General features: G+C 52.8%; 4 protein-coding genes. All 4 read right to left on the bottom strand.

From position 1 onward, the window contains the following. Window positions 1-19: 19 nt before the first annotated feature. From ectB to AM1_RS29760, 4 genes are read right to left on the bottom strand one after another with little or no spacing between them, the layout of a single operon-like run. Complete coding sequence (gene ectB, locus AM1_RS29775) at window positions 20-1,270, bottom strand: diaminobutyrate--2-oxoglutarate transaminase (protein WP_012166732.1); 1,251 nt, start codon at window positions 1,268-1,270, stop codon at window positions 20-22. Beyond that, complete coding sequence (locus AM1_RS29770; protein ID WP_012166731.1) at window positions 1,257-2,705, bottom strand: condensation domain-containing protein; 1,449 nt, start codon at window positions 2,703-2,705, stop codon at window positions 1,257-1,259. Before AM1_RS29770 ends, ectB begins: the two co-directional genes overlap by 14 nt. Window positions 2,706-2,710: 5 nt before the next feature. Beyond that, window positions 2,711-10,870, bottom strand: coding sequence for a non-ribosomal peptide synthetase (locus AM1_RS29765; RefSeq protein ID WP_012166730.1), 8,160 nt, complete (start codon window positions 10,868-10,870; stop codon window positions 2,711-2,713). Continuing rightward, window positions 10,867-15,525, bottom strand: coding sequence for a type I polyketide synthase (locus AM1_RS29760; RefSeq protein ID WP_012166729.1), 4,659 nt, complete (start codon window positions 15,523-15,525; stop codon window positions 10,867-10,869). The genes AM1_RS29765 and AM1_RS29760 overlap by 4 nt, the downstream gene beginning before the upstream one ends. Between the last annotated feature and the right edge of the window lie 125 nt (window positions 15,526-15,650).

Here is a 15,650-nt window from a genome sequence, read left to right as displayed (position 1 = left end):
TTGGAACGTAGTGAATCATTTAGGCCAAGCACTCTTCAATCGCTTGCTTCAGAATTGTGCAGCCTCTCCGCAAAATCGGCATTTCAATCGTTAGCGGAGGCAATAGCTTAAGCACCGTATCGCGTCTTCCCACTCGCTCGATAATCAGGCCTTGTTCAAAACAGCGAGTCGCGATTTTTTTGGCAAAATTACCATCATCTAGAGCCGCTAGATCAATGCCCCAAATCAATCCCAGTCCTCGAATTTCTATTTTGGGATGTAATGGTGCAATTTCTTCAGTTAAAAATGTTCTGAGAAATGTTTCTTTTAGCCTGACCACTTTTTCTAAATCAGTACTGCTGCGATACTCAAGGGCAGCGGTGCCGCCCACAAAGGCAAGCTGATAGCCGCGAAAGGTGCCTGTATGCTCGCCGGGTTGCCATTGATCTAGCTCCTGCTTCATTAACAGTAATGACATGGGAAATCCATAACCACTGATCGATTTTGAGAGAATCACCATGTCAGGGATAATATTGGCTCTTTCAAACGAAAAGAAGGGGCCAGTTCGACCACAGCCCACCTGGATATCGTCACAAATCAAGAGGATATCGTTGCGATCGCACAATGCCCTCAACTGCTGAATCCAATCGATGGGAGCCACAACAATGCCGCCTTCCGCCTGCACGGTTTCAAAAATAATGGCGGCAGGTTTTTCAATGCCTGAGTGGATGTCGTTCAGGACAGATTCGATGTAGTGAATAGTATCAAAGCCGTCCATCAGCCTGTATGGGTACGGCATAAACGTGACCTGAGCAAAACTTTCAATGCCGGAGCGAATAGCTGTATTTCCGGTTACGGAAAGGCTCCCCTGCGTCATGCCATGATATGCCCCCATAAAGGAGAAAATTCCCGTGCGATTCTTCACCTTTCTGGCTAATTTGAGCGCCGCTTCCACAGCATTTGTGCCCGTTGGGCCACAGCACTGAATTCGGTAATCTAACTGCTTGGGAATTAGAACTTGCTCTGAGAAGGTAGCCAAAAACTTTTCTTTTGCTGCCGTGTGCAGATCCAACCCGTGAGTCATGGCATCTGCATCCAGATACGACAGCACCTTTTGCTTGATGTAGTCGTTATTATGACCGTAGTTTAAGGCACCCGCTCCAGCCAGAAAGTCAATATTTTCTTTGCCTGATTCCGAGTAAACCAGTGCTCCTTTTGCCCGATGAAAGACGGTGGGAAAACTACGGCAGTAGCTTCTAACGTTTGACTCGCGCTGTTCAAAAATGTTCATGGGCATAACCTCCTGCATGAAGCGTATCTTCCTGTAGCCAACAGTCATCAAATGCTGCGTTTTGGTATAGCCAATGTGCTAGGTTCTGCTCCACTGGCGTAAATAGTGAAATGTCTTGGAGCTGCATATCGGGGTTAGCAATCATTAGTTGAAACACCCGCTCGAAATGGTTCAGAATTTCGCCAATTGTGGCGGCATCAAAGCGGCGGCAATCATAGCTAATGCCTAGAACTAATTCAGAACCGGGATAGCCAACCAGGGTGAGTGGGTAGTTGGTTTTATAAAAGACCGTGGATTTTTGCAGTTCTAAACCGTCTTTTCCCTGCTTACTCATTTGGAGAATGGGGTAGTTCTCAAACACCACGATGCTTTCAAACAGGGAGTTGCCGTGGGACACCGGACTCCACCCCTGTACGTCCACCAAGGGACTGTATTCGTACTGGCGCATCTCCACCTGCTGAGCTTGGAGTCGCTTTAGCCAAGGCAACAATGGCTGATCAGAGCGGACATCTACATACACAGGTAGGGTATTGATGAAGACACCGACCATTGATTCGACTCCCGGCAGATCCACGGGGCGGCCCGATACACAGCAGCCAAAGATCACGGAATCCTGCCCGCTGTAGCGGCTCAGCAGCAGCGCCCAAGTTCCCTGAAACAGCGTATTCAGAGTCAACTGGTGCTGTCGTGCTAGTGCTTGTAAATCAGCCGTAAGTGTCGCTGAGAGCTTGATTTGTTGCTCGTCATAGCGTTCCGTTGGATTCGGGATAGAGCCGCTTTCCAATGCAACAATCGGTGTACTGGCTTTGATTGGCTGGAGAGCCTGTCGCCAGTAGCGTTCGGCCTTTGATAGATCCTGCTTTCGCAACCAGGACAGATAGGTTTTAAAGGGAATGCTAGGCAATAACGGACTGTCCTGCCCCTGGCAAAACGCCTGATAGAGCTGAATCACCTCGCCCATCACCAGCGCCCCCGACCAACCGTCTAGAATTAAGTGATGCTCCGTTTGAATGATTTCGTAGTCCTGATCGGCCAGCCGAATAATGGTCATCCGCAACAGAGGAGGCTGTGAAAAATCGAAGCCCCGTTCGCGATCGCACTTTAGAACCATCTGCAAACGTGCCGCTTGTTCGGTCTCACTCAAATCGCGCCAATCCTGATATTCCAGGGGAATGGTGGCCTGCCGATGTACCACCTGTAAGGGCTTATCGGCTTCTTCCCAGTGAAAGCTGGTGCGGAGGATGGTGTGGCGCTGAGCCAGATGCTGCAAGGCTCGTTCAAAGGCCAGCCGATTCAGATGGCCGCGCACTGTATAGCCCGTTTGCATCAGGTAGAGGCCAACTTCGGGTGCATACAAACTGTGAAACAGAATTCCTTTCTGAATCGGGGTCAGTTCGTAGATATCCTGAATGGTGTTGTGGACAGCGGTATTCATGGACGCTAACTCCTGCGATTGAGGTGGGCTAGGAAGCGATCGAGGTCATCTTGACTCAAGTCTGCTTCCGAAAAGTCAGAGGGGGTATAGCCACCTGCGTCTGGAGATTGACAGTGGGCAATCAGCGATCGCAATGTCTCCATAAACTGCTGCGCCAGCGTTTCCATCGTGCTGGATTGATGCAGCGCCTGACTGTAAATCCAGTCCAGATGCAGTTGTCCGCCACTCACCCAGCAATTGATCTCCAGCCAGTGGCTGCGTTGACCGCGTGGACTTTGAGTTGGCCCTGCCGATTCCGACAGCGGACGAAATAGGGCAGTGTCCGTCAGCGCAGAGTCAAACTGGCCTAAGTAGTTGAACAGAATGTTGGCTTGGGGGAGGTTTTTCAACGCTGCGGTGAGGCTTGGTTCCTCGCTGAGATAGCGCAGCAGCCTGTAGCCGAGCCCTTGATGGGGAATGCGGCGCAGTTGTTCTTTGACCTGCTTTAACGCTTCGCCTGGATGGACGTTGGGGTCAAGGCTTAGAGCCACTGGAAAGACGGTGGTGAACCAGCCCACCGTGCGTGAGACGTTGAGGTTTGCGGTAATACCCTCTCGTCCGTGGCCTTCGAGATCGATCAAGAAGGTGGGTGAATGGATAGCTGCATCAGGCTCAACCCATGCCGTTAACGTTTGTACTAAGGCAGTCAGCAACACGTCGTTTATTTCAGTGTTGTAGACAGACGGCACTTCTTTGAGCAAAGCTTGAGTCTCAGCCATGCTCAAGATGCAGTGAACCGTAGCCGCTGAGGCAACCGTATTTTCCGCCCCTGCTTTTTCTGCACCTACTATATCCACAGGCAGCGGTGTCGAAGACTGCTGTGCCAGCCAGTAGTCGGGTTCTGATGAGTCCAGTACCGTTTGAGCCATCTGCTGTAGTTGCTGCGACCACTGCTGGAACGACAGCGTTTTAGCGGGAAGCTGCACCGTTTCTCCTCGACTGAGGTGCTGGTAGGCCGTCTGCAAATCCTCCAGCAGGATGCGCCAGGATACACCGTCCACTACCAAGTGATGAATCACAATCAGTAGGCTATCCGAGAGGTGATCTCCCCAATCAAAATAGCCCACCCGCAGCAGCGGCCCCTTAGATAGGTCAAGGCTGGTGTGGAGTTCAGCGGCTGCAGTAGCAAAGGCGGCCTGCTGCTCCGCCTTGCTCAGAGTTGAGAAATCCCACCTGATTAGAAGTAGCGCTGAATCAGGTGGAGCATATTCCTGCCGCCAGCTGGACTCTATTGGTTCGAACCGCAGCCGGAGCGCATCGTGGTGAATGAGCACCTGTTGAACTGCCTGTTCCAGCAGCCCTGGGTCGAGTGGCTGCGGCACTTCTAGAAGTACCGCTTGGTTGAAGTGATGGGGATCCGGCAACTGTTGCTCAAAGAACCACTGCTGGATAGGCGTTAACCCAACAGACCCCGTGGCTAATCCCTGCTCAATCTCCGTTTCGTGCTTCGTCTGGGCAACGATCGCCAATTCGGCAATGGTCTGATGCTCAAAAAGCTGTTTGGGCGTGAATTGTAGTCCGGCTTGATGAGATCTGGCTACCACTTGGAGACTGAGAATCGAATCGCCGCCCAACTCAAAGAAGTTGTCGTGAATGCCCACCTGCGTCACTGACAACACCTGCGCCCAAATCTCAGCCAAGGTGATTTCAGTCGGTGTTCGGGGGGAAGCCACAGTAGCGTCAGACTCCGCCTGGGTGGCATCTGGAGCGGGCAGTGCCTGGCGATTCACCTTGCCATTGGGCATCAGTGGCAGAGTTTCCAGAAGCACAAACACCGCAGGCACCATGTAGGCCGGTAGTTTCTCTGTCAAAAACTGGCGCAACTCAGGCATCGACAGGTCGGCATAGGGCATTGCTACCCCATAAGCCACCAAGCGGCGGGTACCCAGTTCCGTCTCGTCGTCAACTACCACGGCATTCTGCACCGCCGGATGCTGACCCAATGCCGCTTCAATTTCACCCAATTCAATCCGAAAGCCGCGCATCTTCACCTGATGGTCGATGCGGCCCAGATACTCTAGATTACCGTCGGGGCGGTAGCGGACAAGATCGCCCGTTTTATATAAACAAATCGAAGGGGAGAGTTTTGAATTTTGAGTTTTGAATTTTGAATTAGATATCGGCAATCTCAAATCAACAAATCGTTCTGCCGTTAGCTCAGGTCGATTCAAGTAGCCGCGTGCGAGACCATCGCCACCGATATACAGTTCGCCAGGAATGCCGATGGGGACAGGTTGCAAGTCGGCGTTGAGCACGTAGGTTTGGACGTTCTGAATGGGTTTGCCGATGGGGACATCGTTAGAACTGAGGATGGTTGCCCCCGATTCGTTCCCCGCCCATTCAGTTGGAGCATAGGCGGTTAAATCACAGAGCGTTGCGCCGATAGTTGCTTCGGTTGGGCCGTAGCAGTTCACGAGGCGAATCTGTTCGCCCACCACTCGATGCCAGGTTTGGACGCGATCGGCTAGAGCGCGTTCGCCACCAATTACCACCAGCCGTAGGGAATCCGGAACAGTCGTTGACATTCTGTCGAGTTCAGCCGTGAACTGATGCCAAAATGCGGTGGGCAGGTTGAGCACCGTCAACTCTAACGCTTGAACCTGATGTAAAAAGGTGGGGATTGAATCGAGCATCTCATCGGTGCGTAAGACCAATGTCCCTCCCTGCGCCAGCGTCGGGAAGATTTCTTCTGCCGCCACATCGAAGTTGATAGAGGCAAATTGCAGGACGCGATCGCTTGGTTTCAGAACATAGGCTGAAGCAATCGCTTCGGTGTAGTTCACTAGAGAGCGGTGGTTTACCATCACCCCTTTAGGCTTGCCCGTAGAGCCGGAGGTATAGATTACATAGGCTAAATTTTCCGTCTGCGGTGAGTGAATTGGATTGCCTGAATCCGGTCGAGAGTTTTCAGTGGCAAGTCTATCCAGATAAACCACTTGTGCCTGATGGGGAGGAATACGATCGCACAGAGCGGACTGAGTAACCAAATGCTTAACTTGGGCATCGTCCAGCATAAACGCCAGCCGCTCAGACGGATAGGTAGGATCGAGGGGCAGGTACGCGCCGCCTGCCTTCAGTACCCCTAGCAGCGCCACCAGCATATCGATTGAGCGCTCCACACAAATGCCCACAGGAACATCCGGCTGTACTCCCTGAGATCGCAACTTCTGGGCCAACTGATTGGCTCTCTGGTTGAGTTCCCCATACGTCAGCTGCTGATCCTGGAAAACAACTGCGATCGCATCGGGTATCCGTTCAACCTGGGCTTCAAACAAATGGTGAATACAGGCATCCTGTGAATACACGGCCTGGGTTTGATTCCAAGCAACTAGCTGCTGCTGCTCGGCAGTTGTCAAACAGGGCAGTTCTGCCACAGGCCGCTGGGGATGGGCAACAAACCCGTCCAGCAGCATTTGGTAGTGTCCTGCCATCCGAGTAATGGTCGCTTCCTCAAACAAGTCGCAGTTATACTCAATAACGCCAGTGAGTCCGGCAGGCGTTTCCTCCAGAGAAAGGGTGAGATCAAACTGAGTAGTACCGCTCCCAGTGTCGAGCGGATGAATCTGGAGGTTTGGCAGCGTCACCTGCGGTAGCGGCGTGTTCTGCAGCACAAACATCACCTGAAATAGCGGCGTATGACTCAGCGATCGCCCTAGTTGCAGTCCGTCTACCAGTTGTTCGAAAGGCAAATCCTGATGGGCATAGGCTCCCAGAGCTACCTCTCGCACCCGCTCAAGTAGTTTCAATACCGTTGGCTGATGGGAGAGATCCGTTCGCAGCACCAGCGTATTCACGAAACAGCCAATCAGGTCTTCAACCTCAGCCCGATTGCGGTTGGCAATGGGCGTTCCCACGAGGATATCGGTACTGTTGCTGTAGCGCCCCAGCAGCAGCTTGAACGCGGCCAGCAGCGTCATAAATAGAGTGCAGCCTGCCTGCTGACTGAGATGATGTAGCGATCGCGTCAGGCTGGCAGAAAGCTCAAAACCGTAGCGTGCCCCTCGATAGGTCTGGACAGCGGGGCGGGGATAGTCGGTGGGCAGGTTCAGCAACGCGGGTGCATCCTGTAGCTGCTGCCGCCAATAGTCCATTTGCGTTTGGAGGGCGTTCCCTTGTAGCCACTGTCGCTGCCACACCGCCACGTCGCCATACTGAATCGGTAGTTCCGGTAAGGGAGAGGGGTTGCCGTCACAGAAAGCCGGATAGAGAGCGCTGATTTCACTGGCCAGCAGTCCGAAAGACCAGGCATCAGCGGCAATGTGATGCAGCGTCAACAGCAAAATATGCTCCTGCTCCGACAGGCGAAGTACGGTGGCTCGCAGGAGGAGATCCTGCTGGAGGTCAAAGGGTTGACGGGCTGCGGTGTCAATCCAACGCTGGATTTCAGGCTCTCGATCTAGGCTGGCGGACTGGCTCAAATCAACTCGCCGTAGCGGGAACGGAACGGGATCTGCAATCCGAGCGATCGCAACTCCTACGCGAGTCTCAATGCGGGTGCGTAGCCCCTGATGGCGACGCAGAATCTCTGTCAGAGTTTGCTCCAAGGCATCGAGGTCAAGCAAACCGTCCAGAGCGACGGCAATCGGCAGATTGTAAAAGGGGTTTTCGGGTTCAAGCTGAGCCAAAAACCACATGCGCTCTTGGGCAAATGAGAGGGGGGCAACGTCCCGATTCGACCGGGACTGGATAGCTGGGATACTTAAGGAGGCTCCGGTCTGGATTGCCGCCTCAACCCGTTCCGCTAGCTGTGCGACGGTGGGTGATTCAAATAGCGACCGCAACGGTACCTCTACTTGCAACAAACGCTGTATCTGAGACATAACCTGTGTTGCCAGCAGAGAATGTCCGCCCAACTCAAAGAAGTTGTCGTAGCGACCCACCCCCTCAAGCCCCAAAGTTGCTGCCCAAACCCCTGCCAGCATGTCCTCAATTGGGCTTGCAGGACTAGCATCAGCGTCGATCATACGCAACTCCGGTGTAGGAGCAGGTAGCGCCTTGCGATCGACCTTGCCATTGGGTGTCAGGGGCAGAGCCTCCAGCGTCATATAGGTCGCAGGCACCATGTAGTCTGGCAGTTTCGCCCGTAAGAATTTGCGTAGCTCACCACTGTCTACCTGTCGTTCTGGCTGGCAGACCAAATAGGCCACTAACTGCGACTCTCCGAATAAGTCGGGACGGGAGATCGCGACCACCTCATGGACATCTGAATGCTGACGCAAGACGGCTTCAATTTCCCCCAGTTCAATCCGGAAGCCGCGAATTTTCACCTGATGATCCAGGCGACCTAGATACTCGATTGAGCCATCCGGACGGTAGCGGGCGAGGTCGCCAGTTTTGTATAAACGAACGGATTTTGGATTTTGGACTTCGTCGTGAGCGCTCAGTCGAACGATTTCGGATTTTGGAGGGATTTGTGAGTCTGGCTCTAATCCAAAATCGGCAATTGGCAATCCAAAATCAATAAATCGTTCTGCCGTTAGCTCAGGTCGATTCAGGTAGCCCCGTGCGAGTCCGTCGCCGCCGATGTGCAGTTCACCGGGAACGCCGACAGGCACAGGCTGTCCGTGGCGATCGAGGAGATAGATTTGGGTGTTGGCGATGGGGTGGCCGATAGGGATTGATCCCCCTAAATCCCCCTTGGTAAAGGGGACTTCGGAGTCGGTGTGATTGTGTGGCTGGTTCTTTACTGGATAAATCGTAGACCAGATGGTGGTTTCGGTGGGGCCATAGAGATTCCAGACGGAAGTTCCCATGTTCATTAACTGCTGAGCCAGATCGCCACTCAGGGCTTCACCGCCACAGAGCATTTTTAGTCCGGCTTGTCCAGACCAGCCTGCGGTCAGCAGCATCCGCCAGGTGGCGGGGGTGGCCTGCATAATGGTTGCGCCTGTGCGGCTAAGCAGTTCACTGAGTTGTTCGCCATCGGCGGCTACTGTACGACTAGCGACGACGACCTTTGCCCCGGTAATCAGGGGAAGATACAGTTCCAGTGCCGCGATATCAAAGGAAATCGAGGTGATAGCCAGTAATGTGTCATCCGCAGTTAAACCGGGCTGTTTGTGCATCGAGCAGAGGAAATTAACCAGACTGCGGTGAGTAATCTGCACCCCCTTAGGCTTGCCTGTTGAACCGGAGGTGTAGATGACGTAGGCGAGGTGGTCTGCCGTAGCCAGATTAGCGAGATTGTGTCGGGGTTGCTGGGCAATTGTCTGCCAATCCCCATCCAGTTCAACGACCTGAGCCTGATGGGGAGGTAGCTGATCCGTTAGAGAGCGTTGGGTGAGCAGAATCGCTAGGTGGGCATCACTCATCATCCAGGCCAAGCGATCGCTCGGGTAGTCCGGATCAATCGGCACATAGGCTCCTCCCGATTTGAGGATGCCCAGCAGTCCAATCATCATGTCGAGGCTGCGATCGCAACAAATTCCCACCAAATCATCTGGCTTCACCCCTAGGGTTTGCAGATAGTGAGCGAGTTGATTAGCTCGGGCATTGAGTTCGGCATAGGTCAAGTGTTGGTCTTCGAAGATGAGTGCAATCGCATCTGGCGTTTGTTCAACCTGGGTGGCGAACAGCTCAGATAAACACCGATCTTGGGGATAGTCAGCCTGTGTCTGATTCCATTGCATCAACTGGTGGAACTCAGATTCAGTCAGGAGGGACAGATCTGCAATGTGCTGGGCTTGATTAGCTACCATCATCTCCAGTAGTTTCTGGTAATGGCCACTCATCCGCTCAATTCGATCATCATCAAACAAGTCGGTGCTGTATTCCCAGCATCCCGTTAGTCCCTGTTCGGTTTCTGTCATGTCCAAGCGCAGATCTAGCAAGGCGCGATCGCGGCTCACCTCTACAGGCGTTAGGGTCAGCCCCGATAGCTCAACCGCCTGCCGGGGCGTGTTGTGCAGCGTAAACGACACCTGAAATAGGGGGTTGGAGTGCGTATCGCGTTCGGGCTGGAGTTCCTCCACCAGCTTTTCAAACGGCAGCTCCGAGTTGGCATAGGCTCCCAGCAGTACCCGTCGCACCCGCTGCATCAGTTCGGCAACCGTTGGATTGCCAGACAAATCGGTACGCAGCACTAGGCTATTTACAAACACGCCGATCAGCCCTTCCACCTCTGCCCGATTGCGGTTCGCCACCGGAGAACCGACAATCAGATCCGTCTGTTCGGTGTAGCGATGCAGCAGAATCTTGAAGCTCGTCAGCAACGTCATAAACAACGTCAGACCCGTCTGCCGACTTAAATCCTTGAGCGCCTGAGCCATCGGCTGCGAGAGCTGAAAGGTCTGGGCTTTTCCTCGATAGGTTTGAATTGCAGGTCGTGGGCGATCGCTGGGTAGATTCAGCAGCGGCGGAGCCTGGGCAAGCTGCCGCCGCCAGTAGTCTAGTTGCGCTTGCAGCACGTCTCCCTGCAACCACTGCCGTTGCCAGAGCGCATATTCGGTATATTGAATTGGTAACTCAGGCAGGACATTGGAACTGTCAGAATCGTCTGCTGCTGAGAACGTTGTATAGAAACTCGACAACTCCCGCATCAAGATATCAATCGACCAGCCATCAAAGATGATGTGGTGAATGGTGAACAGCAGCACGTAGTCTTGCTCATCCAGCCAGATCAACAGCCAGCGTAATAGCGGAGCCTGTTCCAGATTGAACGGTTCGTGGCTTTGCTCCCTTGACAAACGCTGTACGACCTCGGCCTGATCGGCTGCTGGTACCGTCTGCAGATCGGCTTGAGCCAAGGACAGCGCTAGGTGAGGGATAATCACCTGCACGGGTTGCCCATGCACGATATCAAAGCGGGTGCGGAAGACTTCATGGCGTTCAACCAGCGCATTCAGGCTGTGCTCCAGAGCGGCAAGATTCAGTTCCCCAGCCAGTCGCAGCGCCGCATGTTCGTTGTAAAACGCCTGACCAGGTTCGAGCTGTTGCAGAAACCACAACCGCTGCTGGGCAAAGGAGAGCGGCGACGGTGAAGTTGTCGAACGGCGAGGGATCGCGTTGACGTTGACCGCAGACGATCTGTCTCCCCGCAAACGCTGGTCGAGTTGCGCCCGCTGAGCAGGTGAGAGGCGCGATCGCAGTGCCTTTCTTTTTTCGTCTCTGTTTAGTTCACTCGTCATCGGCTTTCAGTTCCCAAGGGTTCAACCAGAATATCCTCAATCAAAAGGGCTTCAATGTTGAAGGCTAAATCAGCAATACAGGGTGCTTCAAAGAGATGTTGAATAGATAGCTCAATTTGAAAATGGCTACGAATTTTGGAAATGAGCTGAATTCCGATCATGGAATCTCCACCCAGATCGAAAAAGCTGTCATAAATGCCAATCGGTTTAACTCCCAAAACCTGCTGAAAGATATCCGCCAGTATTTTTTCCGCCTTATGTTCAGGAGGAATATAATCAGTACTCAATGTCGGTCTTTCATGGGAGTGAGAGGATTCAAGCGCTAGCTTCTTCCCAATTGCTTTTGGTCTAATCCACTGATCAATTCGAGCGCTTAAATCAGCAGTGGATACAATCACCTGGCTCTGTTCTGGATGCAGTAAAATTTGCTGAAGTGCCCGAATTCCCTCGTCAGGTTCAATTGAAAACTGAGCCAAACTAGAACCGAAAAAGGCCATTTTTTCTGTGTCGCTATCCTGATTCCATGCATCCCAATTAATGCTGATCCACGGAGACGAATGGGTCTGATTATGGTAATGGGTCAACGCATCCATAAACAGATTGGCAGCGGCATAGGATGCATGACCCAATCCACCCAAAACTGACGATAGGGACGAGAGCAGTAGACAGAAATCTAGCGGCTTGTCATTCAGCACCTTTTCTAATACCAATAAGCCATAAACCTTGGGCTGAAACTGCTGCTCACAGGTTACGAGATCGAGTTGGGAAATTGCCCTAAATGTCTCGGCTCCGACTAGCCCAGCCCCATGAATTACACCGTTAATTGCACCAAACTGAGATTCAGCCTGTGAGATCGCACTCCTCAGCTCCGCTTCATTGGACACATCGGCTGACACGACCAACACTTCTGCGCCCAAGGCTTCCAGCGCCTGAATCTGGCGGATTTTGCGGCTGATCCGATCCGATGCAGCATGGGTCGATAGCCAGGTATGCCATTCACCTTTTTCTGGCAAGGTTGAACGCCCCATCAAAATCAGTTTGGCTTGCATCGATTCGGCCAGGTATCGCGCTAACGTCAAACCGATGTGACCCAATCCGCCTGTGATTAGATAAACCCCATTTTGCCGCAGGTGCGATCGCACCTCAAAATCTTCTTTGGAGGGTTCGTCTAATCGAATTTTTTCAACGGCTTGTACATATCGCTGATGTCCCCGATAGGCAATAATCGGTTCAGTAATCGGACAGCAAATGTCATGCAACAGTTGCCCCGTAAGTCTTTCGGCTTGCCATCTATTAGGAGATGGCAAATTGATGTCGATACTGCGACAGTGAATCGTTGGATACTCCTGGGGAATCACCCGGATAGGGCCAAGCAGCAGTGACTTTTCGGGTGCAAGAGGATCGTTTCCTGTTACTGATTGCAAATAATTAGAAATGACCGTGATCTGAATGCCATCTGAATTTGCATCTGGCTCGGTTTGTTTTGCGAGTGCTTGTGCTAGAAATAGGAGGCTGTAAAATCCGGAAAATTGGCATCTTTGGACCAATTCTGGATCCGACGCGAGGTAATCTGAGGCAAAGTTACCGTTTGGCTTTTCACTAGTTGAAAGTGTCCAGAGATGCACAATCTTTTGGAGTCGTTTATGTTGACTAACTAGCGTTTGGATCAGCGTCTGGTAATCATCGCTTGATTGGGGATTGACGGTATAGAAACGGTCATTTAGTTGAGCAAAAGCTGTACTGGGTTGCACAAAGATAAGATTTGGATTTTGCTGTTCCAGATGTTGGATTAGGTCGTTTACGAACCCTCCCACTTCACGATCTTGGTCATGAATGAGCACCAGATCGCAGGTCGTTGCTAATGGGTCAAACTGAGCCTGGGGTGCAACCGAGGGTTTCCAGGCGGGCAAGTAAAACCAGTCGGCAATTTCAGACTTTTGGGTGACGAAAGTTTTCGATGTTCCGTTATTCGATCCGGCATCGGATAGAGCTGTCAAAGCGCGGTGGGCTGAGTGACGCGGTGGATCAATCCAGTAGCGCTGTGGCTCAAAGGGATAGGTTGGCAGCGGTATCCGCCGTCTCGACTCGTGGCGGTAAAATTCTGCGCCATTCACTAATACGCCCGACAGCCAGAGATGTCCCAGAGTATTGAGCAGAAACGCCGCGTCTGAACTCGCATCTTGCGGATGCCGCACAGATGACAAGATAACCGTGTCTGCCGGACGACTGGGATGTCGTTTAGCGAGGGTGGTCAGGGTGCGGCCTGGCCCCACTTCTAGCAGAATTGGAGCCGCATCGTGCATTAGAGTTTGCAGCCCATCTGCAAAACGAACCGTCTGCCGCAAATGGTTCGCCCAGTACGCCGGATCGGTAGCCTCTTGGGGGGTAATCCAGGTGCCCGTCACGTTGGAGACAAAGGGGATTTGGGGTGGGTTGGGCGAGACCTGCTGGACTCGCTGCCGGAAGCGATCCAGAATCGGAGCCATCATGGCGGAATGAAAGGCGTGGGATGTGTGCAGTAATCGCCCTTCTACCCCCTGTGCCGCTAGCTTTTCCTGTAAGTCTGTCACGGCATCGGTTTCCCCAGACACGACGCAGGCGGCTGCACCGTTAATAACCGCTAGCGACAGACCTGAACCTAACAGCGGCTGCACCTCGGCTTCTGACAGCGGCAGCGAGAGCATCTGACCAGCGGGTAGCGACTGCATCAGTGCTCCACGAGCCGCCACCAGTGTCAGCGCTGCTTCAAAACTGAACACGCCTGCCAGTGTTGCCGCCACATATTCCCCGATGCTGTGACCCATCATCGCCGTGGGTGCTACACCCCAGTCTTGCCAGAGCTGAGCTAAGGCATATTCAAGCAGGAATAGAGCGGGTTGAGTAACGGCAGTTTGTTGAAGCTGCTGAGCTGCGTCCTCGGTTTGAGCAGAGTTGGGATAGAGAATGTGGCGCAAATCGAGACCCAAATGAGGTTTGAGCAAGTCTGAGCCACGATCGATCCACTGTCGAAAGGTGGGTTCACAGTCATACAGCTCTCGCGCCATATTGACGTACTGGGTGCCCTGTCCCGAGAACATGAAGACAATGGGGCGCTGAGCGGCACGGTCATCCACCGAACTAGCTGATGCAAATGTTCCGTTTTCCAAATCCTGCACGGCCTGATCGAGGGTTTGGCAGACCAGCATCCGGCGCTCGCTGAAGCCTGGACGACCCACCTGTAGCGTATAAGCCACATCCGCCAGATTTAGCTCGGGGGTTTGATTGAGCTGGTTAATCAGCTCTGCTGTGGCCTGCTCTAGGGCAGAGGGCGTTTTGGCCGAAAGCTTCAGCAACTGCCAGGGACGAGAAGGCGCAGCAGCGATTGCAGGGGGCGTTTCTTCCAACACGACATGCACATTGGTGCCGCCCATGCCGAAGGAGCTGACTCCCGCTCGTCGCGGTGTATTGCCAGTCGGCCAGTCAGCCAAAGCCGTGTTGACGTAAAACGGACTGCTGGCAAAGTCAATCTGAGGATTGGGCTGCTGAAAATGTAGGCTGGGCGGAATTTGGCGGTGTTTGAGACTCAAAACAGTTTTGATCAGCCCCGTGATGCCAGCAGCGACACTGAGATGCCCGACATTAGTTTTCACAGAGCCGATCGCACAAAATCCGGTTTTGTTCGTTTGGCGGCGAAACACCTGAGTTAGGGCAGCCAGTTCAATCGGATCGCCCAGAGCCGTTCCCGTGCCGTGAGCTTCTATATAGGTGATGGTTTCGGGATGGATGCCAGCAATTGCCTGGGCTTCGCTAATGACAGTCGTTTGTCCCTCGGGGCTAGGAGCCGTGTAGCCTGCCTTCAGCGCCCCATCATTGTTGACCGCAGATCCTTTAATCACCGCGTGAATCGTGTCACCATCTGCGATCACATCGCTCAGTCGCTTCAGCAGTACAATCCCCACCCCGCTGCCAAACAGAGTTCCCTGAGCCTGGGCATCAAAGGCTCGACAGTGACCGTCGGGGGAGGCAATACCCGATTCCTGATAGGTATATCCAGTGATTTGAGGCACAGTGATCGATACGCCCCCAGCTAGCGCCATATCACATTCGCCATTGAGGATGCTTTGACAGGCCAGATGTACGGCCACTAGTGAGGTTGAGCAGGCAGTTTGCACCGTTATCGCGGGGCCATTCAGGTTCAACTTGTAAGCTACCCGTGTGGCCAAATAGTCAACCGCATTGCCCAGAAACATCTGTAAATCAGCAATGCCGCCATAGGTGGGACAGAGGTTGTTGACTAAATAGGTGCTGGTATCAACCCCAGCATAGACACCAATCACGCCATCATAGGTGGCTGGGTCATAGCCTGCATGTGAGATCGCAGTCCAGCTCTGTTCAAGAAATAGCCGCTGCTGCGGATCGAGCAGTTCTGCTTCCTTGGGACTAATGCCAAAGAATTGGGCATCAAACGCATCGGCATCACTGAGAATGGCGTTAGCTTTGACATAGTTGGGATCGCTGAGGGTATCGGCATCAATTCCTGATGCTAGAAGTTCTTCATCCGAGAGAAATGAAACGGATTCAACGCCCTGCTTTAAGTTTTGCCAAAATTCATCGATCGTCTGAGCACCCGGAAAGCGCCCTGACAGACCGATAATGGCAATTTCTAAACCGTTCATAGTTTTCAGATGAAGTCACGTTGATTTACTGATTTTGGATTTATTGATTTTGGATTTTGGGGTGATTATGATGATTTGATTACTGAAAAGATGCTCGAACAGTTAATCGGTTACAGCGATCAACC

Source organism: Acaryochloris marina MBIC11017 (genome assembly GCF_000018105.1).
GTDB classification, from domain to species: domain Bacteria; phylum Cyanobacteriota; class Cyanobacteriia; order Thermosynechococcales; family Thermosynechococcaceae; genus Acaryochloris; species Acaryochloris marina.
The sequence above is the reverse complement of the archived record's forward strand: the minus strand, read 5'-3'. Positions and strand labels throughout refer to the sequence as shown.